The sequence below is a fragment of the Xanthomonas sp. NCPPB 3569 genome (assembly GCF_041475645.2).
GTDB lineage: Bacteria > Pseudomonadota > Gammaproteobacteria > Xanthomonadales > Xanthomonadaceae > Xanthomonas > Xanthomonas phaseoli.
This window is the reverse complement of record NZ_CM192969.1, coordinates 1,471,579-1,496,655: the sequence shown is the minus strand read 5'-3', so window position 1 is coordinate 1,496,655 and position 25,077 is coordinate 1,471,579. Positions and strand designations below refer to the sequence as shown.

Sequence of the window (25,077 nt, the reverse complement as noted above, 5' to 3'; positions counted from 1 at the left end):
CTTCAGGCCTTCATAAGTTTTTGAATCGTCTCGATATCCTCATCCTTGCTGAGCATCTCGAGTTCGTTGATTTCTGCGCAGACGCAATGGAAGACGTCGAATTTGCGCTTATCCAGCTTGATGTTGGTCTGGCGAGCTTTCCGGAATACTTCCGCAGCACGAATTGCCTCTAGGCCCCGTACTTCGAACTCCTTCATGTCGTTGAGGATGGCGTTCACATCCTCGACATCCGCCTCGTCCAGGCCACGCAACACTTCGTATCGAATCAGCGGGGAGATCGCGATCTTGACGTCCGGATCGGCGACCAGCGCCTCGAACGTCGACAGCGAAGCTGCGTGAGCCGCGTTGCCCTCCTGCCCGTCCAATGCGCCGATCAGCAGGTTGGCATCCAGCAGTACCAGACGAGTCATGCCTGCTTTCCACCCTGGCGCTCGCGGCGCTGCTTGACCAGGTCCAGCAACGCACGCTTGGTGGCGGACTGGTCTTCGCTGACCAGTGCATCGCGCTTGAGTGCATTGAGATCGACCCCAAAGGTCTCCTCAAGCACGTCCGCAAATGCCTTCATATTGGGCGAGTCGATCACAGACGATTTGACCACTCCATCTTTCGCATCGCGCTCAAGCAGATAGGCCTCGCCTTGCTCAAGTTGGGTCAACACCAGCGGCGAGTGGGTGCTGATGAAGAACTGCGTGTTCGGAAACAGCGCCTTCAGATGTCTGACGATGTTGACCTGCCAACCAACGTGGAGATGACTTTCGATCTCGTCGATCAGCACCACCCCCGGAAGGTTCTGCAGATCCTTGGAGTTGCTGAAACCCGCATAGCCGGAAATGATCGCTTGAAAAAGCTTGACCACCGAGGCAAAGCCCGAACTGAGTTCGCCCAGTTCACGCATCTGACGTTCGATACTCAGATAAACTCGCTGCGAGCCGTCTATCTGTAGAAACTCCGGATCCACGCGCTGATCGATACGATGCAGCAGCTTCAACACCGACTCGATCTCGTTACGCAAATTGTCCGTTTCCACTTGAAAGGGGTTCACCGACTGCGCACGTTGTATGAACCAGACCCGGATGTCTGCATCCATTCCAGCAGAGCGCAAAGAACCTCTTTCGCACTCCTGCAACAACATGCCAAAGTGCTGAGACCTACGTTCCTCGAAGTTTCCTAGTGCCGCAATAGATGTGGGCAGACGTCCTATCGACGAGCGCCCACCCGCTCCGATGTAAACCAAGGGACGAGAGTGACGCACTGCATGCGGAGCAACAGCTCGTACATGTATCAGTTGCTGCGGGGGCAGATCCACTAGGTACTGCGCATCGTCGATAAGGACAGCGGATGCGGGAACGCTTTGTCCGGCATGGACCACCGAATTACTCTCGACCCGCAAAAACTCCTCATTGGTGAATAGCAACGCACCATAGATGGCCTCTAACGACCTTGTCTTGCCAACGCCGTTGACACCGAAAAGCACGCGCGCCCGGCTGGCTGCATCGAACCGCAGCTCCACCTTGCCGACTCCCTTCAAACCTTCAATGTCGATGCGATCAAGCATTGGAATCTCCACTGAATCCAGGGTGTGCCGCGCAGTCACCAAAGCGAGCACATGGCGCGGCGACGGTGTTCAAGCTTTCGCTTCAGCCATCAGCGCCGTGAACCGGTCGAACAGCGGCCCCACATCGCGCGGTCCCGGCGAGGCCTCCGGATGGCCCTGGAACGAGAACGCCGGTGCGTCGGTGAGCGCGATGCCCTGGTTGGTGCCGTCGAACAACGAGCGGTGAGTGACCCGCACGTTGGCCGGCAAGGTGCTTTCATCCACTGCAAAACCGTGGTTCTGCGAGGTGATCATCACCCGGCCGCCGTCCAGATCCTGCACCGGGTGGTTGGCGCCGTGGTGGCCGGTGGTCATCTTGAGCGTCTTGGCGCCGGCAGCCAGCGCCAGCAACTGATGGCCCAGGCAGATGCCGAAGGTCGGCACCTTGTGCGCCACCAACTCCTTGATCGCAGCGATTGCGTAGTCGCACGGCTCCGGGTCGCCCGGGCCGTTGGACAGGAACACGCCATCCGGGTTCATCGCCAGCACCTCTGCCACCGGGGTCTGCGCCGGCACCACGGTGACATCGCAGCCGCGCTCGGCCAGCATGCGCAGGATGTTGAGCTTGACGCCGTAGTCGTAGGCCACGACCTTGAATGCGTGTCCCTCGCCAGAGCCGGTACTTCCCTGCGCGGACTTTCCACTATTCAACGCGCCCAGACCCAGAAAGCTGTCCGAGTTCAGATCCAGCGAACCTTCCTTCCAGTTGTAGCTGCTCTCGGTCGAGACCACCTTGGCCAGATCCATGCCTTTCAGGCCGGGGAACTTGCGTGCGGCTTCCAGCGCTTTTTCGACGTCGATCTCGCCGGCCATCAGCGCGCCATTCTGGGCGCCCTTCTGCCGCAGCAGGCGGGTCAGCTTGCGGGTGTCGATGCCGGAGATGGCAACCACACCGCGGGCCTGCAGCCATTCCGGCAAGGCCACCTGGCTGCGCCAGCTGCTGGGGCGGCGCGGCACATCGCGCACGATCAGGCCGGCCGCCCAGATCTTGCGGGCTTCGTCGTCCTGATCGGTAAAGCCCGTGTTGCCGATATGCGGATAGGTCAGCGTGACCATCTGGCGGGCGTAGGAGGGATCGGTCAGGACTTCCTGATAGCCGGTCATGGCGGTGTTGAACACCACTTCACCGACGGAAAGCCCGTTGGCGCCTACGGATTCGCCCTCGAACACGGTGCCGTCTTCGAGGACAAGGATTGCGGGTTGGGTCACGTGGGGGTCTCGCTCTGGCTGCCTGGGACTCCGATGCGCTCCCGGCCAAATTCCGGTTGCAGCAAAGCGCGGACGCGGTGCTGGGGACCGGTCCGACGCTGGTTCGGGCAAGCGAGAATTGTAAAGGCAACTGCCCTGCCATGCCAGTCTGAAGAGCATCGGATGCAGGCGCGCGTCAACGCCGAGGCATGAATGGGCCGCGACGTGCGGCTACCGTTCATGCATGGCTGAGGGCGTGCTTACAGCACCAGATCGCGCACGCGGTAGCTGCCTGCCGGCTTGCCGATCAGCCGCTTGGCCGCATGCAAGGCACCACGCGCGAAGATGTCGCGGTTGGTCGCGCGATGCACCAGCTCGACCCTCTCGCCCAGCCCGGTGAACTGCACGGTGTGTTCGCCGACGATGTCGCCGGCACGCAGGCTGACATAGCGCGGCTGTGCGCCGCTGCCGGTCGCCGCTTCGCCCAGCGTCAACGCAGTGCCGGAGGGCGCGTCCTGCTTGTGCACGTGATGCGCTTCGAGGATGTCGCAGTCCCAACCCGGCAAGGTGCCGGCCGCGCGCTCCACCAGCTCGGTCAGCACCGCAACGCCGAGACTGAAGTTGGACGCCCACACCAGCGCAATCTGCTGGGCGGCATCGCGCAAGGCCGCACGCTGCGCCTCGTCGAGCCCGGTGGTGCCGGACACCAGCGGCTTGCCCCGCTGCGCGCACAACGCCAGGATCGGTGCGAAGCCCTGCGGCAAACTGAAATCGATGGCCACATCGAACGCAGGCGCGCCGCCGAGTTCGCTGGCAGCGAAGAACGGCACCCCATCGACCACGCGCTGGGAGGGCGAGCGACCCACCACGGCCCCGACCACCTGCAAGGCCTGGTCTTCGGCGGCCAATCGCAGCAACGCCTTGCCCATCCGCCCGGAGGCGCCGTGGATCAGAACTTTCACAGCAGAGGTTGTCATGGCGGCGGCTGGCTTGGCGATGTGGGGGGTACACGATAGCCGGGATTGGGGAGTTGGGATTAGCGATTCGTCGCCGCAGTGCCGCACTGCGCACGATGCGGCGTTGCGGGGTCGCGCGACTGGTCGCTTTCGTGGCGGGCGACGAGGCGTGGCGAAGGGTTCTTGGAGGGGTAGCGACGAGTGGAGAGCCGCAGGAATGCAACTGGACTCTGCCGACTTCGTGAGCTGCACGGCCACCTATATAAAGCAGTGATGTCGGCCGCTCTAAGCATGGCTATCGCAAGGAGCGTGCATCTTTCATCCCGGCGTGGGAGACGCCCGGCGCAAGCGCCTATACGTGCCGCACAAGCCGACGCAAGCAGCGACCACATCCGCCTGGCACTGCGCAGCAGCTTTGTTTGCCGCGCTTAATCGCCGATACCCTCCAGCCGCTTGCTCCAGCTTTCCACTTCGCTGCGCTGCAGGCGGCGTTCGAAAAGCGTGCGCCAGGACGGCACCAGCGGCAGCTGCAATACCGCGGTGACGGCTGCAACGTCGACCTGACGCGCGTATAGCACCTGCTGCAGACGGGACAGCGGCCAATCCGGATGCGGCCGCGTCTGCAGGGTCAGCAGGTCGCCGGCCGCAACGCTGCCCGGCTGCAACACGCGGTAATACCAGCCGGTACGGCCGGTTTCCTGCACGCGCCGCGCCAGCTCGCGCACGCCAAAGCGGTCCGAGAGCTTCCAGCACGGTTGTCGCAACTGCGACACCTCCACCACTGCAGTGCCCAAGGTGAAGCGATCGCCGAGACAGACATCGGCTTCGGTCACGCCCACGCTGCTGAGGTTTTCGCCGAAGGCACCTGCCGCCTCCAGCAACACGTGCGGACCAAGTTCCTCGCGCCAGGCGACGTAGTGATCGCGTGGGTAATGATGGATGGCCTTGTCCGGCCCGCCATGCACGCGCCGGTCGCCCTGCTCGTCGCCCTCCAGGCCTTCGATGCCCACCTGCACCGCCCCCTGCAGCGGACGTTTGTCGATCGCACTGCGGCTGCCAGGGCGCGTGAAGTCGCGCGCGCTGCCGATGGCGACGTGGTCGATCCTGATCGCCATCGGCGCACCCTGCTCTGCCGTCGCCCCTGTCACGCGCCCTGGCCTGGCAATTCGGCCAGCGCCTCGCGCAGCAACTCGCCCAGCACCTGGATGCCGGCATCGATCTTCTCGCCGGGGACGGTGACGAACGACAGGCGCAGCGTATTGGTCTGCGGCAAGGTGGCGTAGAACGGCGCGCCGGGTACGAACGCGACATTGCGTGCGATGGCTCGCGCCAGCAACGCAGTCCCATCCAGCCCCGGTGGCAAGGTCACCCACAAGAACATGCCGCCCTCCGGGCGATTCCACTGCACCTGCGCCGGGAAGTGCCGGTCCAGTGCCTCCAGCATCAGGCTGCACTGGCGCGCGTACAGCGCCCGGATCTGCGGAATATGGGTCTGGAGAAAATCGTCCTGCAAGGTCTGGTACACCACGCGCTGGGTGAACGATGGCGTATGCAGATCGGCTGCCTGCTTGGCCTGGATCAGCTTGCCCAGCACTGCCTCGGGCGCCACCACGTAACCCAGCCGCAGGCCGGGCGCGAGCACCTTGGAAAACGAGCCCATGTAGATGACGCCTTCCGGGTTCATCGACAACAGGCTCGGCAACGGCTCACCGCTGTAATACAGCTCGCCATACGGGTCGTCTTCGACAATCGGCACACCTGCCTCGGCCGCACGCGCCACCAAGGCCTGGCGACGCGCCAACGGCAAGCGCCGGCCGGTGGGATTTTGAAAATTCGGCAGGCAGTACAGAAAGCGCGCATCGGCCAGCAACGACGGATCCAGCGCATCCACCACCACGCCATCCGCGTCCGAGGGCATGCCGACGAATGCCGGCTGGAACAACGAAAATGCCTGCAACGCGCCCAGGTAGCTCGGCGTTTCCACCAACACCTTGCTGCCTTCGTCGATGAAGACCTTGCCGAGCAGGTCCAGGCCTTGTTGCGAGCCGGTGGTGATCAGCACCTGGCTGGGGCGGATGCTGGCGCCATCGCGACTCAGCCGTGCGGCCACCCATTCGCGCAGCGGCGCATAACCCTCGGTGGGGCCGTATTGCAAGGCCGCCTGCGGGGCGTCGCGCAGCACCTGGTCGCTGGCAGCGCGCATGCGCTCCACCGGAAAGGTGGCTGGCGACGGCAGGCCGCCGGCGAAGGAAATGACCTCCGGCCGTTCGGTCACCTTGAGGATTTCGCGAATCGCCGAACTGGTCAGCGCCTGCGCACGTCGGGAGATCTGGAAGGAGGTCGTCATGGCACAAGCATAGCGAACGCCAGTGGTTGCGGCGCTGTGCAATGCAGCGACGGATCGCTGGCCGCCCGTCTTGCCCGGTACGGAGTCCAGAGGCCAGCGGCACGTCGCCGGCAATCATCAGCCAACCGTGGAGGGCGCACTGCACCTGCCCTGTCCGCATCGCACAGGCCGCACCCAGCGCCGACCGCGCCGCCGGGCAGCAAGCGCAGACGCCTGGCCCACGGCGCTTATTGGTACGCCGGGCCGACCCAGGCGGTGCCTTCGCTGTGGGCGATGAGCGTCTTCCAGCGCTTGCGGATCACCTTGTCGCGGGTGCGAAAGGTCATGCGCACGCCCGGCAGACCGAGCGTGGCGCGGGTTTCGACCATCGCCGAGTGTTCGTCTGCGGCGATGTCGATCTTGGTGATCGACTGCTTGTAGTCGATCAGCTCTTCCGGATCGGCCACGTGGCTCATCTGCCGCAGCACCTGTGCTCATTCGCCGTTGGATTTGCAATATTTCTCGCGGGTGGCGGTTTGCCGCTGCTGATGCGAATCCATGCGGTACAACACCACCATTTCGAATTCCGGCGCGGTCATCGCGCAGAGCGCCTCGCCGTCCTGGCTCAACATCGCCTTGTCGTGCGCGGCATAGAAATCGCGCACCTGCTTCTCGTCGAGCGCGTTGCCGCCATAGTTATAAAGGCCCGCAACGGCGGCCAGCACCGCCAACAACACCAGCAATCGCATCACCGCCCCCTTGTCTTGCCGCGTCCTGCGGCCGCGCAAGTGTAGACCAGACGACGCGGGTCAGTGGCTGCGGGGCGGGGTCGGGCCACAGCTGTCGCAACCGCCGCAGGCCGAGACGGTTTGGGCGGCAGGCGGTGCCACGCGACGCCCCAGTGCCTGCATCCATGCCGGCCGCCCGTTGCGCAGCAGCCCAAGCGCAAGCGCGCCACGCAGGCGACGCAGCACACCGGGAAACTGTTTCTTCATCACCACCCACAGGCTGACCAGCACGGCGATGGCGATCACCAGGTATTGCAGCGTGAGCGAAAGCGTCATCTCAGCCGGCTCCCAGCAGCACGGCCAGCTGGTAGGTCGCCAGCGAGGCCAGGTAGGCCAGCGCGAACAGGTACACCGCGCTGATGGTCATCTGTTTCCACGAGTTGGTTTCGCGCTTGATCGTGGCCAGCGTGGAAATGCACATCGGTGCGTAGATGTACCAGACCAGCAGCGACAACGCGGTGGCCAGCGACCACCCGTCGCTGATCAGCGGCGACAACGCCTGCGCTGCCGCGTCATCGTCGGCTGCAGACAACGCGTACACCGTGGCCAGCGAGGCCACCGCCACTTCGCGCGCGGCCAGACCGGGAATCAACGCGATGCAGATCTGCCAGTTGAAGCCCAGCGGTGCGAAGAACACCGCCATTGCGTGGCCGATACGACCGGCGAAGCTGTAGTCGATTGGCGGCAAGGTGGCGTTGGCCGGCGCCTCGGGAAACGACAGCAGGAACCACAGCAGGATGGTCAGCGCCAGGATGATGCCGCCCACGCGCTTGAGGAAGATCCAGGCGCGCTCCCACAGCCCCAGCGCCAAGTCGCGTACCTGCGGCACGCGGTAGGACGGCAGCTCCAGCATCAACGGGTGCTCGCTCTTGTCGCGCCGCCATTTCTTCATCGTCCACGAGACCAGCAGCGCACTGACGATGGCCGCAGCGTACAGACCGAACAGCACCAGCCCCTGCTGGTTGAAAATGCCCCACACCGTCTTCTGCGGAATGAAGGCGCCGATCAACAACGCATACACCGGCAGCCGCGCCGAACACGTCATCAGCGGCGCGACCATGATGGTGGCGAGCCGGTCGCGCGGGTCCTGGATGCTGCGCGTGGACATGATGCCCGGCACCGCACACGCAAAACTCGACAACAGCGGAATGAACGAGCGCCCCGACAAACCGGCCACCGACATCATGCGATCGAGCAGAAACGCCGCACGCGGCAGATAGCCGGATTCTTCCAATGCCAGGATGAAGGCGAACAGGATCAGGATCTGCGGCAGGAACACGATCACCCCGCCAAGCCCGGCGATGACGCCATCCTTGAGCAAGCTGTTGAGCGGACCTTCCGGCAACGTCGCGCCGACCCAATCGCCCAGGGCAGCGGTGCCGCCGTCGATCAGGTCCATGACCGGCGCGGCCCAGGCATAGACCGCCTGGAAGATCAGGAACATCACCACCGCCAGGGTGACCAGGCCCCAGACCGGATGCAGCAGCCAGCGGTCCAGCGCGTCGTCCACCCGCGAGGTGCGGGTGGGCATGGTCACCGCTGCGCCGAGGATCTGCCGCACCAGCGCGTGATAATTACCGTCGGCCGGCGGATTGGCGGCGGGCGCCGCCAGGCGTGCCGCCTGTGCATCGAGCCGCTCGACCAGCACCTTGGCACCACCGCGCCGCACCGCCACCGTTTCGACCACCGGCACGCCGAGCGCCTGCTCCAGTGCCGGCAGGTCGATGACGATCCCGCGTCGCTGCGCGGCATCCATCATGTTCAGCGCCACGATCATCGGCCGGCCGAGCTCGCGCAACTCCAACGCAAAGCGCAGATGCAGGCGCAGATTGGTCGCATCCATCACATAGACCAGCACGTCCGGCGCCGGCTCGCCCGGATAGAAGCCACGGCACAGGTCGCGGGTGATCGCCTCATCCAGGCTCGCCGGTTGCAGGCTGTAGGCGCCGGGCAGATCCAGTACCGCAAACTCGCGCCCGGAGGGTGCGCGGAAGTGCCCTTCCTTACGCTCGACGGTGACGCCGGTGTAATTGGCCACTTTCTGCCGGCTGCCGGTCAGCTGGTTGAACAATGCGGTCTTGCCGCTGTTGGGGTTGCCGACCAACGCCAGGCGCAGCGGGACGGTGGCCGCGCTCATGCCGATCCTCCCGCATGGCGCACCTGTACGCGCGCAGCCTCGCTGCGCCGCAGGGCAAAGCGCGTATAGCCCACCTGTACCAACAACGGCTCGCGGCCGACCGGTCCGGTCGCCAGCACCGTGACTTCCTCGCCTGCGACAAACCCCAACTCCCGCAAGCGCCGGGCGATCGTGTCGTTGGGGAGACGATCCTCCACGGAGTCCACGATGGCGGCACGATGCAAAGGCATGTCGGACAGCGTCACAAAGACGGCCTGATTGTTAGGAATGGTTCTCAATTCTAGCATCGACGCACCGCGTCATGGCTCCGGCGACCCGGCCCGCTATCATGGTTCGCATCCCATTCATGGACGTACGCAATGCAGGACACCGGCTTGATCGTCGAAGACCACGGAGCGGTCCGTACCCTGCGATTGCATCGCTCCGCAATCCACAACGCCTTCGATGCGACGCTGATCGCCGCGCTGACCGATGCATTACGCGAGGCGGGCCGGGCGTCACAGATCCGCGTCGTCGTGCTGACCGGTGATGGCGCGGCCTTTTCGGCCGGCGCAGACCTGAACTGGATGCGCGGCATGGCCAGCGCCAGCGAAGCCGAGAACGCCGCCGACGCACTGGCGCTGGCGCAGCTGATGCGCACCCTGGATGAATTGCCCAAGCCCACCATCGCGCGCGTCAACGGCGCCGCCTTCGGCGGCGGTGTCGGCCTGGTGGCGTGCTGCGATATCGCCATCGGTTGTACCGAGGCGCGCTTCGGACTGACCGAAAGCAAGCTCGGCCTGCTGCCGGCGGTCATCTCGCCCTATGTGGTTGCAGCGATCGGCGCGCGCCAGGCGCGGCGCTGGTTCGCCACCGCCGAGATCTTCGATGCCGGCACCGCGCAGTTGCTGGGTCTGCTGCACCAGCTGGTGGCTGCCGATCAGCTGGATATCGCCGTGGAGCGCCAGGTTCGCCTGCTGCTGGCTGCGGCGCCGCTGGCCGCCGGCAGCGCCAAGGCGCTGGTGCGCTCGGTGCTGCCAGCTGCCGACCGCGATGCCATCGATGCCGCCAATGCGGCGTTGATCGCCCGTCTGCGCGTGTCCCCCGAAGGCCAGGAAGGCCTGGGTGCGTTTCTCGACAAGCGCAGCGCCGCGTGGATGCCGGAGAGCCTGGCGTGAGCGCGATCGACCATATCGGCCTGGCCTGCAGCGATCTGCAAACCAGCACCGCCTTCTACCGGGCCGCGCTTGCGCCACTGGGCATCACGCTGCTGGTGGAGTTGACGGCCGCGCAAACCGGCGGCCACGCGCATGCCGGTTTCGGCACCGGGCGCCCGTTTCTCTGGCTGGGCTCCCACGCGCAGACGCCGGGCACCACCCATGTCGCGCTGACGGCGACCGACCGCGACAGCGTCGATGCGTTTCATCGCGCTGCGCTGGCCGCCGGTGGCCGCGATCACGGTGCACCGGGCCTGCGCCCGCATTACCACGCACACTATTACAGCGCCTTCGTGCTCGACCCTGACGGCAACAATTGCGAAGCGGTCTGCCACCTCCCCGCATGAGTCTCTTTCCGATGTCCCTGGTTTCCTTGTTCGCGCATTCGACCGCCACCATGCACGAGGTTGCGGCGATGTCTGCACGCCGTCATGCGCACAGCGATGTAAGCGCATGAGCGACTTCGTCCGCATTGTCGAAGTTGGCCCACGCGATGGCCTGCAAAACGAAGCGCAACCGATCGCCACTGCCGACAAGATCGCGTTGATCGATCAACTCTCGGCTACCGGGCTGCGCACGATCGAAGCGACCAGCTTCGTCAGCCCACGCTGGGTACCGCAGCTGGCCGACGCCGCCGAGGTGTTTGCCGGCATCGCGCAGGCGCCGGGCATCGCATATCCGGTGCTGGTGCCCAACCTGCAGGGCTACGAACGCGCACGCGCGGCCGGGGTGCAGGAAGTGGCGGTCTTCACCGCCGCGTCGGAGGCGTTCAATCGCACCAATACCAACGCCGGCATCGACGAATCGATCGAACGGTTTCGGCCGATCCTGCAGCAGGCCGCGCTCGACGGTGTGCGCGTGCGCGGCTACGTCTCCACCGTGCTGGGCTGCCCGTACCAGGGCGAGGTGCCGGTGGCCGATGTGGTCGATGTGGCGCAACGTCTGCACGCGCTCGGCTGCTATGAAATCTCGCTGGGCGACACCATCGGGGTGGGCACGCCGCTCAAGGCGCGTCAGATGCTGGCCGCAGTGGCGCAGGCGGTGCCGATGCAGGCGTTGGCGGTGCATTTCCACGATACCTATGGGCAGGCGCTGGCCAATATCGCTGCATGCCTGGAGCAAGGCGTCCGCGTGATCGATGCGGCCGTGTCCGGTGCGGGCGGCTGCCCGTATGCCAAGGGCGCCAGCGGCAACGTTGCCAGCGAAGACGTGGTGTACCTGTTGCACGGGCTGGGCATGCCCACCGGCATCGACCTGCCCGCCCTGGCCCGCACCGGCCGCTGGCTGGCGCAGCTGCTCGGTCGCGACACCGGCAGCAAGGTCGGCAAGGCGCTGGCTGCCGCCGGCTGAGGGATTGCTGCCCGCGCATTCGTGCATCACCTACCACCGCGATCACGCGGGGGCTTCGGCTAGAATTGCCGCCCGCTCCGCCGCTCGTTCGTTTGCCGCCAACACCGGCCATCAACGTTACTCAGGGAACCACCGCATGCAGCCATCTTCTGTTCTTGCCATCGTGACCGGCGGCGTTTCCGGCCTCGGCCTGGCCGTCGCACAGCGCCTGGTGGCCGACGGCGGCAAGGTCGCGCTGTTCGACGTCAACGCCGACAGGGCCGAGGCGGCGCTGGCGCTGCTCGGTGCCGGCAACGCGCATTACCTCGCCACCGATGTCACCGATGAGGCCCAGGTCGCGGCCAATGTGACGCAAGCTGCGCAGGCGCTGGGCGGATTGAATCTGGTGGTCAATTGCGCCGGCATCCTCGGCGCCGGCCGCGTGTTGGGCAAGGAAGCGCCGATGCCGTTGGCCACCTTTCGCAACACCGTGCTGGTGAATCTGGTCGGCAGCTTCAATGTGGCCAAGGCTGCGGCCGATGTCATGCAACACAACACCACCGGCGATGACGGCGAACGCGGCGTGATCGTCAATACCGCTTCGGTCGCCGCATTCGAGGGCCAGATCGGCCAGGCCGCGTATGCGGCCAGCAAAGGCGGCGTGGTCGGCATGACCTTGCCGATGGCACGCGAACTGGCGCGCTTCGGCATCCGCGTGATGACGATCGCGCCGGGCGTGTTCTGGACCCCGATGGTCGACGGCATGCCCGAGGCCGTGCAGCAATCGCTGGCCGCCTCCATCCCGTTCCCCTCGCGCCTCGGCCAGCCCGACGAATACGCCGACACTGTCGCCTTCATCCTGCGCAACCGCTACCTCAATGGCGAAGTGATCCGCCTGGACGGCGGCGTGCGGTTGGCACCCAAGTAGCCGGGAATCGAGAGACGGGAATAGGGAATCGCAACGGCACCCTGCTCCCACTACCCCGGTCACGGCATTTCCAATTCCCCATTCCCAACTCCCGATTCCCATGAAAGCCAACGACATCAAGAAAGGCAACGTCGTCGAATACAACGGCGGCATTTACCAGATCCGCGACATCGAACGCAGCTCGCCGCAGGGCCGCGGCGGCAATGTGCGCTTTCGTTTCATCATGTACAGCGTGCCGGGCGGGGTCAAAACCGACGCCAGCTTCGATGCAGACGACAACCTGCCGGAAGTCGAGCTGCTGCGCCGACAGTCCACGTTCTCGTACAAGGACGGCGAAGCGTTCGTGTTCATGGACGACGAAGACTTCACCCCGTACACGCTGGATGCGGACGTGATCGGCACCGACGCCGGCTACATCACCGATGGCCTGACCGGCATCTATGTGCAAGTGATCGACGACCAGCCGGTGGCCGTGCAACTGCCGCAGACGGTGACGCTGGAAGTGGTGGAGACTCCGCCGGAATTGAAGGGCGGTACCGCCACCAAGCGGCCCAAGCCGGCCAAGCTCAACACCGGCATGGAAATCATGGTGCCCGAGTACATCACCAACGGCGAACGCGTGCTGGTCAACACCACCACGGGCGAATTTGCCGGTCGCGCCGACTGATGCGTCGCCTGCTCGCAGCCCTGTCGCTGGGGCTGCTGGCTGCCTGCACCGCCAAACCGGTACCGACCCCCGCGTCGGCGCCGGCTGCGGCAACCTGCACCGACCCCAAGGTGGAGGAAGAATGGCTGCAGCACCCGGCCGGCCTGTGCGGCATGCCCGACGACGTACGCGCGCTGGTGGACGACTACGACACCTGCGTGCATTTCGCTGGCGAAGAACCCTACGACGCCGATCGACGCCACGAGATCGAAGTGGCAGTTGCGCAGTTCTGCACGCCGGCACCGGCACGTCTGGCCAAGCTGATGCAGCAATACCGCAACGATGCGCACATCAGCCAGTGGCTGCGCCAGTATGCGGTGCAAGCGGAGCTGCAACCCGCCGGCTGAGGTATCCCTTCTCCACTCGGGACATTGGTCACTTCATGGGGAGACGGTGGCGCGTAGCGCCGGATGAAAGTAAGGGCGAAGCCTCGTGCAGTTGGACCTGCACGATAGCGTCGAGCCGTACGCTCACCCCACCCCCTCTCCCGACGGGAGAAGCGCTCGCAGCACTTACTGAGGTGCGCGCGGTCTATCCCTTCTCCCATCACCTTGATAAGGGAGAAGGTGGAGCGTAGCGCCGGATGAGGGGCGCCGCAGAGAACTGTCAGTAGCCGCGATGACGAACGCGTCGCCACGCGTCGTCAGAGGTGAATCACCGGCGGCTTCACGCACTACCCCGCTCCCCTGCCCGCGCCTGCAATGCGCGCGCACGAAGGCTTGCGCGCAAGTGCCGCGCAAGCCCTGCCTTTTCGCCCCGGCGGGAGAGAGGCTCCCACTGCGCCCCTTCGCGTCGCCCGATCGCTATTGCACCTGCAGAGGCATGCGCATGTCCGGCTGCACGTTGTCGGCCGACGCATCGCCGCGCGCAAGCACACGCAGGTGCGCACGCAAACGTTCCACATTCGCTTCGCCCTGCTCCAAGCCATTGCGCACGTTGGCCGGCAATTGCTGGCGTCCAGCCAGCTGCAGCTGCTTCCAGCCATCGACCAACACCGCGCTTTCCTGCGCCACGCGCGCGCTCAGCCGTTGCTGCTCCTCCGCTTGCGGCAAGCCATACCCCGCACTGCCCGACAGCACCGCCGGATGACTGAGTTGCGCCTGCCGCGCGAACAGCGCCTGCAGCTGGCCCTGCACCGCGTCGCGCGCGGTCATGCCCGGTTGCAACAGGCGCTTGAGCGCATCGCGCGCCAGCAATTCCTTTCGACGCAGTGCCGCCTGTTCCAGCAACAACGCCGCTGCAGTTTCGCGCAGACCACCGCGATCGAACCATTGCGCGCGCACCTCCGGCGTGGCATCCAGCCACTGCGCGAAAGTTGTTTGCGGCACTGCGATGCCACGCCGCAGCACATCGAACATGGCCTGGTAATGCGCTGCCGCCGATTCGAAGTAATAGCCCTGGCGGATGGCGTGTGCAGGGTCGTCCAGCACATGCAGATCGGCGATGCCGGCACGCTGCAATCGTCGCCGCAGACCGCGCGGCGTGATCGAAGACAAGTTCGCTGCAGCCAGACGCGGCACCCCGTCATGCAGCAACTTGTAGGTTTCCACCGCGCAGTTGTTGCTGATGAAGTAATAGCGCCCGTCGTAACTCCAATGCACCTGCGCGGCGCGCTTGAGCAGGGCCGCGATCTCATCGGGCGCCAGCGTCAGTGGCACCGACGACAGGGCGCGCAATTCCACCTTGGTGTATTCGTCGACGACCTGGTTCAACGGCAGCACGAACAGCCGCGACGGGTAAGAACCAGTGAGCCCACGCCAGCTGGAAATCTGCACATCGCCCACGAAGGCGCGGAACGACAGCACGCGGTGATATTGCAGATCCAGCCGGCATGCCGGGCCCGGCGCACGGTCGGGGGCGCAGATCACCAGGCGCAACATGCTATGGCCCCAACGGCTCATCGGCTGCTCGTTACCCTCGGCAAGCAGATAATCCACCGCGTACACGCGTGCCGGATCCAGCGACAGCAACGACATCGCACCGGCATCGTTGTCGGCCTGCAGGTACGGCAACGCGCTTTCGCAGCGCACAGCGCCCTGCGGCGTCCCGAGGCGCTGCGCAAACCACGCCGCCAGCGCAGGGCGCCGGCACGCATAGTCGGCGTCCAGCACGTAATGCTCGAGATTGACCGCAACGAACTCGGCCGGGCTGCGGCGCTCGTACCCATCCGGGCTGCGGTCGCTGAACCGGTTTGCGCCGCGCCCCAGCCGCCACGGCCGCACCTGCCAGCCGGCGAGATCGCGCAGGCGCCGATCGCGCGACAACGCGCTGCCTGCGCCGCGATCGAGCACATGCGCCAGTTCGTGTATGAGCGCTGCCATCGCCGCGCGCGTGGCAGCTGCGTTGCGATCGGAACGTGCTTCGTCCGATTGCGCGCTCCACGCCTGCAACAGCGCGCGATCGAGCACGATGCGATTGCCGATTGCACGGCCATGTACCTGCGCCGGCAGATCGGTGCGCCATTGCAGCTGGATCGGGGCGGTCAACCGCTGCGTCCAGCCCTGCGGCAATCGCGGTGCGACCAGCTGCACCAGCGCATTGCTCGCTTCGATCTCCGCAGCAGGCAAGTCCGACGGAACAACCTCGACCAACAGTTCGGCCTGCGCCTGCGGGGCGATCAAGGCCGCCAGCAGCAGCCAGCCGCACCGCCGGCGCAGACTCACTGGGCCAGGATGGACTGCGCCAGCTCCAGGTCGCTGGCCAGCCGCGCTGCGTCGCTACGGCTACGCAACTGCACCAACGCCGCTTCCAGACGCGCACCGCGAATCACGCCGTCGCTGGCGACAAAACCGGCCGCATCTTCGCGGGCGTCGGCCACCACCTTGTCGTCGCCGGAGCTGCTGCCGGACGAATTGGACGAGCCAGCCGACGAGGCACCTGCCGACGTCCCGGCCAGGCTGGATGCGAACGCTGCCAGCGGCAGCAGCGTCAAAGCGCAGAACACGAGGGAGCGCATCATGGGCTGATCGATTCCGTGTGAAGGTGCTGGAAGACTAACCGGCGCGCGTGTCGGCAGGTGCGTCATGCATCTCGAACAGCTTGCCGGGATTCAGCAAAAGATGAGGATCGAGCACATGTTTGATGCCGCGCATCAAGGCGATTTCCTCGGCAGAGCGCGTGCTCCACAGATACGCCTTCTTGACCAGGCCGATGCCGTGTTCGGCGGAAATGCTGCCGTCGAAACGCTGCAAGGCCTGCGCCAGCAACTTGGTGACCTGATCGCAGGCTGCAACGAAATCGGCCTGGCTGGTGCCATCGGGCTTGAGCACGTTGATGTGCAGGTTGCCATCGCCGATATGCCCGAACCACACCACATCGAAATGCGGATACGCATCGTGCAGCAAGGCCTGGGTTTCGGCCAGGAAGGCGGGCATCGCCGAAATGCGCACCGACACATCGTTCTTGTACGGCGTGTAGCGCGCCAACGCCTCGGTGATGCCTTCGCGCAGACGCCACAGCTGCGCGGCCTGCGCATCGCTCTGGCTGATCACGCCATCGCTGACCCAGCCCTGCTCCATGCAGGTCTCGAAGGCCGCCATCGCGGCCGCTTCCTGCGCCTGATCGCCTGCGGCGAATTCAGTGACCACGTAATACGGGTGCACCTGCGCGAACGGCGCCTGCGCGCCGTGCGCAAGCACATGCTCCAGCGCGCGATCGGTAAAAAATTCGAAGGCCTCCAGGCGCAGCTGCGCACGGAACGCGGCGAATACCTGCATCAGCACGTCGAAGGATGGCAATGCCAGCAACATCACGTTGCTGGGCGGCGGCGGGTCGGTCAGCCGCAGCGTGGCCTCGACGATGATGCCGAGCGTGCCTTCGGAGCCGATCATCAGGTGGCGGAAGTCGTAGCCGCTGGAATTCTTCACCAGCGCATTGTTGAGTTCCAGCAACTCGCCGCCACCGGTGACCACCTTCAACCCGGCCACCCATTCGCGCGTATTGCCGTAGCGGATCACCCGGATGCCGCCGGCATTGGTGGCGATATTGCCGCCGATCGAACACGAGCCGCGTGCGGCAAAATCCACCGGATACACCAGCCCATGCTCGCGCGCGGCGTTGTGCACCGCTTCCAGCGGCATGCCGGCCTGCACGGTGAGCGTGCGATCCACTGCGTTGAAATCCAGCGGTTTGTTCAAGCGCTCCACGCTCAGCACCAACTCGCCGTTGGCCGCCACTGCGCCGCCGGACAAGCCCGTGCGCCCGCCCGACGGCACCACCGCCACGCCTTGCGCATTTGCCCAACGCACGACCGCCTGCACTTCCTCCACCGAGCCCGGCAAGGCGATCGCGAGTGGGTTCGGCGTCCAGCGGCGGGTCCAGTCGCGACCGTAATGCTCCAGGTCGGCCGGCTCGGTCTTCAAACGCAACGCAGGCACGGCCTGTTGCAACGAAAGGATGCGGGGATCGGTCATGGCACGCGGCGCTGCGGTAGGAACCGCACAGCGTGCCAGTGCCGGCCCGGCTCGTCCAGCCGCCGCACGCGTGGCCGACGCCGCGTTGGATTCAGCTGAAACCGTTGCGCCGCAAGGGCTTTGCCGGCGGGAACATCGCGTGGCGGCCACCCAATCGCGCACCCCATCTGGCATAGTTGCCGACCCGATTGCTGCATTGCGTTCCCCCCATGTCGCCGAAGAAAACCTCGTTTCCCAAGCAGGACATCCGCGTGCTGTTGCTGGAAGGCATCAGCCCGACCGCCGTCGACGTGTTCCGCGCCGCTGGCTATTCGCAGATCGAACTGCACGCCAAGTCGCTGCCGGAAGACGAGTTGATCGCCCGCATCGCCGACGCGCATATCGTCGGTATCCGCTCGCGCACGCAGCTGAGCGCCGAGGTGCTGGCGCACGCCAAGCGCCTGATCGCCATCGGCTGTTTCTGCATCGGCACCAACCAAGTGGACCTGGACGCGGCCGAGCTGGCCGGTATCCCGGTCTTCAACGCGCCCTACTCCAACACCCGCAGCGTGGCCGAACTGGTCATCGCCGAGGCGATCCTGTTGCTGCGTGGCATTCCGCAGAAGAACGCGCAATGCCATCGCGGCGGCTGGTCGAAATCGGCCGCCGGCAGCCACGAAACGCGCGGCAAGGTGCTGGGCATCGTCGGCTACGGGCATATCGGCACCCAGGTCGGCGTGCTGGCCGAATCGTTAGGGATGCAGGTGATCTTCCACGACATCGAAACCAAGCTGTCGTTGGGCAACGCACGCGCGGCCATCGACCTGGACGACCTGCTGGAGCGCTCGGACGTGGTCACCTTGCACGTGCCGGAAACGCCGTCGACCAAGGACATGATCGGCGCAGCCGAAATCGCCCGCATGAAGCCTGGCGCGCACCTGATCAACGCCTCGCGCGGCACCGTCATCGACATCGACGCGCTGGATGCGGCGCTCACCTCCGGCCAGATCGGCGGCGCGGCGGTGGACGTGTTCCCGATCGAGCCCAAGGGCAATGGCGATGCGTTCGAATCGCCGCTCACTGCGCACGACAATGTGATCCTGACCCCGCACGTGGGCGGCAGCACGCTGGAGGCGCAGGACAACATCGGGATCGAGGTCGCCGCCAAGCTGGTGCGCTATAGCGACAACGGCAGCACCTTGTCGGCGGTGAACTTCCCGGAGGTCACCCTGCCCGAGCACGCCGAAAGCCTACGGTTGCTGCATATCCATCGCAACGTGCCGGGCGTGCTGTCGCAGATCAACGAATTGTTCTCGCGCCATAACGTCAACATCGACGGCCAGTTCCTGCGCACCGACCCCAAGGTGGGCTATGTGGTGATCGATGTCAGCGCCAGCGAGGAGCTTGCCGGCGTACTGAAGGACGAGCTGGGACAGATCACCGGCACCTTGCGGACTCGGGTGCTTTATTGATCTGTTGTTGCACGAGTGCCCTCATCCGGCGCTTTGCGCCACCTTCTCCCGCAAGCGGGAGAAGAAAGTGCAGGTCATCGGTATCTCGCTTGAGAGAGGACAAAGTACGGGTCCTCTATGTCCCGCTTGCAAAAGGAGGAGGTGGAGGTGCTCGGTCTCCGGCTTGCTGCCTTCTTCCGCTTGCGGGAGAAGGTGCCCGCAGGGCGGATGAGGGCGCACACCCTCATCACCTATCACACGCCTCGGGCCATCCACTTCTCCGCCATGCGCCGCAGCGACGGGTCCAGCTCCGGTTCTGCAAGCAGCTCGACAATCGGGCGCCAGGCCAGGGCCAGCGATTCCTCGCTGACCTGGAAGTCTTCGTCCGCGCCTGCCACCACCACGTAGCGCGCGTCGTAGTGCCAGTGGCCTGCCACCTCGCCGCGTGCCGGGATCCAGTGGCGGTCCAGATCGAATAGGTCTGCATCCGCCAGCCTCAGGCCAGGCAAACCGGATTCTTCTTCAGCTTCGCGGAGCGCGACCTGCGCCAGATTGCGGTCGCCATCGGCGTGCCCGCCTAGCTGCAGCCAGCGCTGCAGCTTGCGATGATGGGTCAGCAAGGTGCGTGTGCCGTCGGCGCTGACCACCCACGCCGAGCCGGTGAAATGACCTTCGACACGCTCGCGCACGAACGGATCGGTGGCATCGTCCAGCAATTGTGCAAACTGCTCGGCCAGCGCGGCCTCCTCCGGCCAACGCAGGCGGTACGCCGCCAATTGCTGCTGCAGGGTTGCATCTACCATCGCGCGTTCTCGGTCGCCCGGTGCGGGCCAGGCGGCCATTATCGCCATTCATGCTGCGTACGCGCTTGTCGTGAGCGTGTAGCTTTGGCAAGGTAGGCCGCTTGCCTGTCCCACCGGGATGCGGCGCACCACCGTCCGGGCGCCTGCGCCTGCGCTTTGCCACTTACGGGATGTACCGAATGCTGAAGTCCCTGTTGAGGGTCAAACCGATCGAGCCCGCCGGCCACGTCGATGCGGGCGAACCGGTCGAAGGCAGCCTGCAAGGCGAAGCCACGCTGCAACGGACCCTCACGGCCAAGCACCTGATCATGCTCGGTATCGGCGCGGTGATCGGCGCCGGCATCTTCGTGCTGACTGGCCAGGCGGCTGCCAACCATGCTGGGCCAGCGGTGATGCTGTCGTTCGTGTTCGCCGGTATCGCCTGCGCCTTCGCCGGCCTGTGCTATGCCGAATTCGCCGCGATGATGCCGGTTTCCGGTAGCGCCTATTCGTATTCCTACGCCACGCTCGGCGAAGGCATCGCCTGGTTCATCGGCTGGTGTCTGGTGCTGGAATACCTGTTCGCCGGCTCCAGCGTTGCAGTCGGCTGGTCTGCCTACCTGATCAGCTTCATCACCGGCACCCTCGGGTTGCCGTTCCCCGCAGAGTTGGCGGGTGCGCCGCTGGCCTGGGACGGCCACGGCTTTGTCAGCTCCGGGAATCTGGTCAACCTGCCGGCCGTGCTGATCGTCGCGGCGGTGAGCATCCTGTGCTACGTCGGCGTCACCCAGTCGGCGTTCGCCAACGCGATCGTGGTGGCGATCAAGGTCGTGGTGATCTGCCTGTTCGTGGGCTTTGGCATTTCCTATATCGACCCGGCGAACTGGCACCCCTTCATCCCGGAAAACACCGGCCCCGGCCAGTTCGGCTGGGACGGGGTGTTTCGCGCCGCGTCCATCGTGTTCTTCTCCTACATCGGCTTCGACGCGGTTTCCACCTCCGCCGGCGAGACCAAGGATCCGCAGAAGAACATGCCGATCGGCATCCTGGTGTCGCTGGCCATCTGCACCGTCATCTACATCATCGTCTGCGCGGTGCTGACCGGCCTGCTGCCCTACACCCAGCTCGGCACCGCCAAGCCGGTGGCCACCGCGCTGGAGGCCCACCCGCAACTGACCTGGCTCAAGACCGCGGTGGAAATCGGTGCCATCGCCGGTTTGTCGTCGGTGGTGCTGGTGATGCTGATGGCGCAGCCGCGCATCTTCTACACCATGGCCAAGGATGGGCTGATGCCCAAGCTGTTCGGCAAGGTGCACCCGAAATTCCGCACGCCCTACGTCGGCACGCTCTTCGTGGGCGTGGTCGCCGCGCTGCTGGCCGGGGCGATCCCGTTGAACGTACTGGGCGAACTCGTCTCGATGGGCACCCTGCTCGCCTTCGCCACGGTCTGCGCCGGCGTGCTGGTGCTGCGCTTCACCAAGCCCGACCTGCCGCGCCCGTTCCGGGTGCCGCTGGCGATGGTGATCTGTCCCCTGGGCGCGTTGGCCTGTCTGTTCCTGTTCTTCCAGGCCTTCCAGGAACACTGGAAGGTGTTCGTAGGCTGGACCGTGATCGGCCTGGCGATCTACTTCGGCTACGGCGTCCACCACAGTCGCCTCGCGAAACGGGCCTAAGCTTCTCTCAAGACCGGCGCGCGACGCCGGTCTTCTTGTTCAATGATCGCGCGTAGCGCCAAGCCGGAACCGCTTCATGTTCAAACAACTTTGGGCCACCAAACACCCGCACGCCAGCCATGAGGCGGCCGACGGGCTGGGCCTGCAACGCGCGCTTGGCCCATGGGGGCTGACCGCCCTGGGAATCGGCGCGGTGATCGGCGGCGGCATCTTCGTCATCACCGGCCAGGCGGCGGCCGACCATGCCGGACCGGCGATCATGCTCTCGTTCGTGCTCGCAGCGGTGTGCTGTGCGTTCTGTGCGATGGCCTACGCAGAATTCGCTGCGATGGTGCCGGTCTCCGGCAGCGCCTATACCTACACCTACGCCACCTTCGGCGAGCTGGCCGCGTGGTTCATCGGCTGGATGCTGGTGCTGGAATATGGCGTGTCCGCCTCGGCCGTGGCGGTCAGCTGGACCGGCTACTTCCTGAGCCTGCTCGAGCATTTCGACATCCACCTGCCGGCCGCACTCGTCAGCGCGCCGCTGGACGGCAAGCTGCAACCCACCGGGGCGATCGCCAACCTGCCGGCGGCCGGCATCGTGCTGCTGCTGACCTGGCTGTGCTATGTCGGCATCCGCAAGTCGTCGGCAATGAACATGGCCATGGTGATCCTCAAGACCGGCCTGATCCTGCTGGTGATCGCGGTGGGCTGGAAATACGTGGACACGGCCAACTGGCACCCGTTCATTCCGTCCAACGAAGGCCCGGGTAAGTACGGCATGGAGGGCGTGCTGCGCGGCGCGGCGATGGTGTTCTTCGCCTATATCGGCTTCGAGGCGGTGTCGGTGGCAGCGCAGGAATCGCATCGCCCGCAACGCGACCTGCCGATCGGCATGATCCTGTCGCTGGTGATCTGCACCGTGCTCTACATCGCCATGGCGGCAGTCATGACCGGCCTGGTGCCGTACACCCTGCTCGGCACCGACGAGCCGGTGGTGACCGCCGTGGCGGCGCATCCGCAGCTGGCCTGGCTGCGCGTGGTCGTGGAAGTGGGCGCGTTGATCGGGCTGTCGTCGGTGGTGCTGGTGATGATCATCGGGCAGCCGCGCATCTTCATGATCATTGCGCGCGATGGCCTGCTGCCGTCGATCTTCACCCGCATCCACCCCAGGTACCGCACCCCGCATGTCAATACCGTCATCACCGGTGTCGGCATCGCGCTGCTGGCAGCGGTGTTCCCGCTGGATGTGCTGGGCGAATTGACCTCGATGGGCACGCTGATCGCCTTCGCGGCGGTCTGCGCCGGCGTGCTGATCCTGCGTCGCACCCACCCGGAACTGCCGCGTCCCTTCCGCATGCCGGCCGCCTGGCTGATCTGCAGCGCCGGCGTGTTGAGCTGCCTTGCGCTGCTGTCGGCGATGACGCTGCACAACTGGATGCTGATGGGCTTGTGGACGCTGGTCGGGCTGGTGATCTACTTCGGCTACGGGTATCGCCACAGCCGTCTGCGCGACGGCCGCTGAGCCCACGCATGATCCGGTGTCGGGCGCGGCAGGACGACGCCTGCTGCGCTGCACCTGCCCATGCACCGGGGGCGCAGTAGAATAGGTCCATGAATGCGACCACTGCCCCCCTGCCCTACAGCACCACGCGTCTACACGAGCTGGCGCACCTGCTGATCGCCAATATCCGCGAGCTGGCCCATGCCGGCTGGACGCCTGCGACCAGCAGCAATTTTTCCCATCGGCTGGACGAACAGCACGCGGCCATCACCGTCTCCGGCCGCGACAAGGGTCGTCTGGTCGAAGAAGACATCATGGTGGTGGACTTCGATGGCCTGGCCGTCGGCCGCCCGTTGCGCCCGTCTGCCGAAACCCTGCTGCACACCCAGCTGTATCGCCGGTTTCCGGAGATCGGTTGCGTGCTGCATACGCACTCGCCGGTGCAGACGATTGCTTCCCGCCTGTATGCAGGCAGCGGTGTGATCCGGCTGGAAGGCTACGAACTGCTCAAGGCCTTCGATGGCAACACCACCCACGAAACCGCGGTGGACGTGCCGGTGTTCGCCAATACCCAGGACATGCAGGTGCTGGCCGCGCAGGTCGAGGCCTTGCTGGACAAACAGAGCATGTGGGGGTATCTCATCGAAGGACACGGCCTGTATGCCTGGGGCCGCAACATGGCCGAGGCACGTCGTCATCTGGAAGCGTTCGAATTCCTGCTGCATTGCGAACTCGAACTGCTGAAACTGCGCGGCACGCGCTGAGTACTGTCCGTCCCCATTCGTGAGCCAGACCGCCATGAGCCGACTGCGTATCTTCGCCGACACCAATCCCGCCACCCCCGAGTTCGACAGCCGCGACGGCGATGCGATCGCCGCCCAGTTGCAGAAGATTGGCGTGACCTTCGAACGCTGGCATGCCAGCGCGCCGGTCGAACCGGGCGCCACGCCCGAGCAGGTGATGGCGGCCTATCGCGCCGATATCGACCGCATCAGCGCCGAGCGCGGCTTCAAGACCGTGGACGTGGTCAGCATCGCGCCGGACAACCCCAAGCGCGAGGAAATGCGCGCCAAGTTTCTGGACGAGCACTTCCACAAGGAGGACGAAGTGCGGTTTTTCGTCGCCGGCTCGGGCCTGTTCACGCTGCACGTCGATGCCAAGGTCTATGAGATCGAATGCGTCAAGGACGACCTGATTGCCGTGCCTGACGGCACCTTGCACTGGTTCGACATGGGGCCGGAGCCGCACTTCGTGGCGATCCGCTTCTTCACCGAGCCGGACGGCTGGGTCGGACATTTCACCGGCACCGAAATCGCCAAACAATTCCCCCGCTACGCCCCCGAGAAACCTCACAAGGCCAGCTGACGATGACACGACCGCAAGCGATCCTCACCGATATCGAAGGTACGACCAGCAGCATTTCGTTCGTCAAGGACGTCTTGTTCCCGTATGCGCGCCGCGCCATGCCGGCTTACGTGCGCGAGCACGGCAATCATCCGCAGGTGCGCCACTGGCTCAACCAGGTGGCCGATGAAATCGGCGAGGACGTGCCGGACGAGGTGCTGATCACCACGCTGCAGACCTGGATCGACGAGGATCGCAAGCACACCGCGCTCAAGGCCTTGCAGGGCCTGATCTGGGGCGACGGCTACAAGACGGCCGACTTCACTGCGCATATCTACGCCGATGCGGCGATCCAGCTCAAAGCCTGGCACGCAGCGGGCATTCCGCTCTATGTGTATTCGTCCGGCTCGGTGCCGGCGCAGAAACTGTTCTTCGCGCACAGCGACGCGGGCGACCTGAGCGGACTGATTGCCGACTGGTTCGACACCGAAGTCGGTCCCAAGCGCGAAAGCGCCAGCTACCGCCGCATCGCCGAACGCATTGGCGTGCCGGGGCCGGAGATCCTGTTCCTGTCGGATGTGATCGAAGAGCTCGATGCCGCCAAGCGCGCTGGCATGCGCACCGCGCTTCTGGACCGCCGGGAGGACTATCCCACGCCGCGTTCGGCCGAGGATGTCGGCAGTCACCAGCGTGTGGAGAGTTTCAGCCAGTTGGTGCTGTAAACACGATCCGCAAGCCGATTGCGCTCCTTGCCGTTGAGCGCAATCGGTGGTTTGCGCTACCCATGCCGCTGCTCTGTTCC

25 protein-coding genes and 1 pseudogene are annotated in these 25,077 nt (G+C 65.3%); 12 read left to right on the top strand and 14 right to left on the bottom strand.

The window, feature by feature from the left end; all coding sequences use genetic code 11:
- Positions 1-2: 2 nt before the first annotated feature.
- From ACCQ03_RS06480 to ACCQ03_RS06435, 10 genes and pseudogenes are all read right to left on the bottom strand, one after another.
- Positions 3-410, bottom strand: coding sequence for a PIN domain-containing protein (locus tag ACCQ03_RS06480; protein ID WP_209227375.1), 408 nt, complete (start codon positions 408-410; stop codon positions 3-5).
- Positions 407-1,555: an AAA family ATPase gene (locus ACCQ03_RS06475; RefSeq protein ID WP_244664098.1), complete on the bottom strand. Its 1,149-nt coding sequence runs from the start codon at positions 1,553-1,555 to the stop codon at positions 407-409. Before ACCQ03_RS06475 ends, ACCQ03_RS06480 begins: the two co-directional genes overlap by 4 nt.
- A 69-nt stretch (positions 1,556-1,624) precedes the next feature.
- Complete coding sequence (gene carA, locus ACCQ03_RS06470) at positions 1,625-2,803, bottom strand: glutamine-hydrolyzing carbamoyl-phosphate synthase small subunit (protein WP_057677656.1); 1,179 nt, start codon at positions 2,801-2,803, stop codon at positions 1,625-1,627.
- A gap of 239 nt (positions 2,804-3,042) precedes the next feature.
- Complete coding sequence (dapB, locus tag ACCQ03_RS06465) at positions 3,043-3,759, bottom strand: 4-hydroxy-tetrahydrodipicolinate reductase (protein ID WP_017155291.1); 717 nt, start codon at positions 3,757-3,759, stop codon at positions 3,043-3,045.
- A gap of 407 nt (positions 3,760-4,166) precedes the next feature.
- Entirely contained in the window at positions 4,167-4,886 is a 720-nt protein-coding gene (locus tag ACCQ03_RS06460) for an MOSC domain-containing protein (protein ID WP_057677655.1), read from the bottom strand.
- Positions 4,883-6,085, bottom strand: coding sequence for an aminotransferase-like domain-containing protein (locus tag ACCQ03_RS06455; RefSeq protein WP_057677654.1), 1,203 nt, complete (start codon positions 6,083-6,085; stop codon positions 4,883-4,885). Before ACCQ03_RS06455 ends, ACCQ03_RS06460 begins: the two co-directional genes overlap by 4 nt.
- 227 nt (positions 6,086-6,312) lie before the next feature.
- Positions 6,313-6,813 (bottom strand): annotated as a pseudogene (locus ACCQ03_RS06450) (nuclear transport factor 2 family protein).
- Positions 6,814-6,873: 60 nt separating this feature from the next.
- Positions 6,874-7,128 (bottom strand): DUF6587 family protein, encoded by a 255-nt coding sequence (locus ACCQ03_RS06445; protein ID WP_022559069.1) that lies wholly within the window; start codon positions 7,126-7,128, stop codon positions 6,874-6,876.
- Position 7,129: 1 nt separating this feature from the next.
- Positions 7,130-8,989, bottom strand: a complete 1,860-nt coding sequence (feoB, locus tag ACCQ03_RS06440; protein ID WP_209227373.1) for a ferrous iron transporter B — start codon at positions 8,987-8,989, stop codon at positions 7,130-7,132.
- On the bottom strand, positions 8,986-9,234 hold the full coding sequence (locus ACCQ03_RS06435; RefSeq protein ID WP_003486267.1) for a FeoA family protein: 249 nt from the start codon (positions 9,232-9,234) through the stop codon (positions 8,986-8,988). The genes feoB and ACCQ03_RS06435 overlap by 4 nt, the downstream gene beginning before the upstream one ends.
- Before the next feature lie 114 nt (positions 9,235-9,348).
- On the opposite strand from ACCQ03_RS06435, the gene ACCQ03_RS06430 reads away from it, so the two are divergent.
- The 6 genes from ACCQ03_RS06430 (at position 9,349) to ACCQ03_RS06405 (ending at position 13,495) form a co-directional block, all read left to right on the top strand.
- On the top strand, positions 9,349-10,146 hold the full coding sequence (locus ACCQ03_RS06430; protein WP_057677653.1) for an enoyl-CoA hydratase-related protein: 798 nt from the start codon (positions 9,349-9,351) through the stop codon (positions 10,144-10,146).
- Complete coding sequence (locus ACCQ03_RS06425; RefSeq protein ID WP_057677652.1) at positions 10,143-10,532, top strand: VOC family protein; 390 nt, start codon at positions 10,143-10,145, stop codon at positions 10,530-10,532. Before ACCQ03_RS06430 ends, ACCQ03_RS06425 begins: the two co-directional genes overlap by 4 nt.
- 106 nt (positions 10,533-10,638) lie before the next feature.
- Positions 10,639-11,535 carry a hydroxymethylglutaryl-CoA lyase gene (locus ACCQ03_RS06420; protein ID WP_057677651.1) on the top strand — a complete coding sequence of 299 codons (897 nt, stop codon included), beginning with the start codon at positions 10,639-10,641 and terminating at the stop codon, positions 11,533-11,535.
- A 136-nt stretch (positions 11,536-11,671) separates the two neighbouring features.
- A complete protein-coding gene (locus ACCQ03_RS06415) occupies positions 11,672-12,442 on the top strand; it encodes an SDR family NAD(P)-dependent oxidoreductase (RefSeq protein ID WP_039572476.1) in 771 nt (256 codons plus the stop codon).
- Positions 12,443-12,542: 100 nt separating this feature from the next.
- Entirely contained in the window at positions 12,543-13,109 is a 567-nt protein-coding gene (gene yeiP, locus ACCQ03_RS06410) for an elongation factor P-like protein YeiP (RefSeq protein WP_008571463.1), read from the top strand.
- Positions 13,109-13,495, top strand: a complete 387-nt coding sequence (locus tag ACCQ03_RS06405) for a hypothetical protein (RefSeq protein ID WP_057677650.1) — start codon at positions 13,109-13,111, stop codon at positions 13,493-13,495. The genes yeiP and ACCQ03_RS06405 overlap by 1 nt, the downstream gene beginning before the upstream one ends.
- 456 nt (positions 13,496-13,951) lie before the next feature.
- Here the strand turns inward: ACCQ03_RS06405 and ACCQ03_RS06400 are convergent, their stop codons facing one another.
- The 3 genes from ACCQ03_RS06400 to ACCQ03_RS06390 are packed head-to-tail and all read right to left on the bottom strand — an operon-like array spanning position 13,952 to position 17,560.
- Positions 13,952-15,811 (bottom strand): DUF7844 domain-containing protein, encoded by a 1,860-nt coding sequence (locus ACCQ03_RS06400; protein ID WP_209227371.1) that lies wholly within the window; start codon positions 15,809-15,811, stop codon positions 13,952-13,954.
- The gene (locus ACCQ03_RS06395) at positions 15,808-16,107 is read right to left on the bottom strand and encodes a DUF2388 domain-containing protein (RefSeq protein WP_005915396.1); all 300 of its coding nucleotides are present in this window, start codon (positions 16,105-16,107) and stop codon (positions 15,808-15,810) included. The genes ACCQ03_RS06400 and ACCQ03_RS06395 overlap by 4 nt, the downstream gene beginning before the upstream one ends.
- A gap of 34 nt (positions 16,108-16,141) precedes the next feature.
- Entirely contained in the window at positions 16,142-17,560 is a 1,419-nt protein-coding gene (locus ACCQ03_RS06390) for a D-2-hydroxyglutarate dehydrogenase (RefSeq protein WP_209227369.1), read from the bottom strand.
- A 209-nt stretch (positions 17,561-17,769) separates the two neighbouring features.
- On the opposite strand from ACCQ03_RS06390, the gene serA reads away from it, so the two are divergent.
- On the top strand, positions 17,770-19,011 hold the full coding sequence (gene serA, locus ACCQ03_RS06385; RefSeq protein ID WP_057677648.1) for a phosphoglycerate dehydrogenase: 1,242 nt from the start codon (positions 17,770-17,772) through the stop codon (positions 19,009-19,011).
- Between the two features lie 233 nt (positions 19,012-19,244).
- Here serA and ACCQ03_RS06380 read toward each other — a convergent pair whose 3' ends face one another.
- On the bottom strand, positions 19,245-19,832 hold the full coding sequence (locus ACCQ03_RS06380; RefSeq protein ID WP_057679704.1) for an NUDIX hydrolase: 588 nt from the start codon (positions 19,830-19,832) through the stop codon (positions 19,245-19,247).
- A gap of 140 nt (positions 19,833-19,972) precedes the next feature.
- Here ACCQ03_RS06380 and ACCQ03_RS06375 point away from each other — a divergent pair, with 140 nt between their 5' ends.
- From ACCQ03_RS06375 to mtnC, 5 genes are all read left to right on the top strand, one after another.
- Complete coding sequence (locus ACCQ03_RS06375) at positions 19,973-21,445, top strand: amino acid permease (RefSeq protein WP_057679703.1); 1,473 nt, start codon at positions 19,973-19,975, stop codon at positions 21,443-21,445.
- 76 nt (positions 21,446-21,521) lie between these two features.
- Positions 21,522-22,952 carry an amino acid permease gene (locus ACCQ03_RS06370; protein WP_057679702.1) on the top strand — a complete coding sequence of 477 codons (1,431 nt, stop codon included), beginning with the start codon at positions 21,522-21,524 and terminating at the stop codon, positions 22,950-22,952.
- A gap of 89 nt (positions 22,953-23,041) precedes the next feature.
- Entirely contained in the window at positions 23,042-23,695 is a 654-nt protein-coding gene (locus ACCQ03_RS06365) for a methylthioribulose 1-phosphate dehydratase (protein WP_057679701.1), read from the top strand.
- A gap of 34 nt (positions 23,696-23,729) precedes the next feature.
- The gene (locus ACCQ03_RS06360) at positions 23,730-24,296 is read left to right on the top strand and encodes a 1,2-dihydroxy-3-keto-5-methylthiopentene dioxygenase (RefSeq protein WP_017155308.1); all 567 of its coding nucleotides are present in this window, start codon (positions 23,730-23,732) and stop codon (positions 24,294-24,296) included.
- Between the two features lie 2 nt (positions 24,297-24,298).
- The gene (mtnC, locus tag ACCQ03_RS06355) at positions 24,299-24,997 is read left to right on the top strand and encodes an acireductone synthase (protein ID WP_057679700.1); all 699 of its coding nucleotides are present in this window, start codon (positions 24,299-24,301) and stop codon (positions 24,995-24,997) included.
- Positions 24,998-25,077 lie beyond the last annotated feature (80 nt).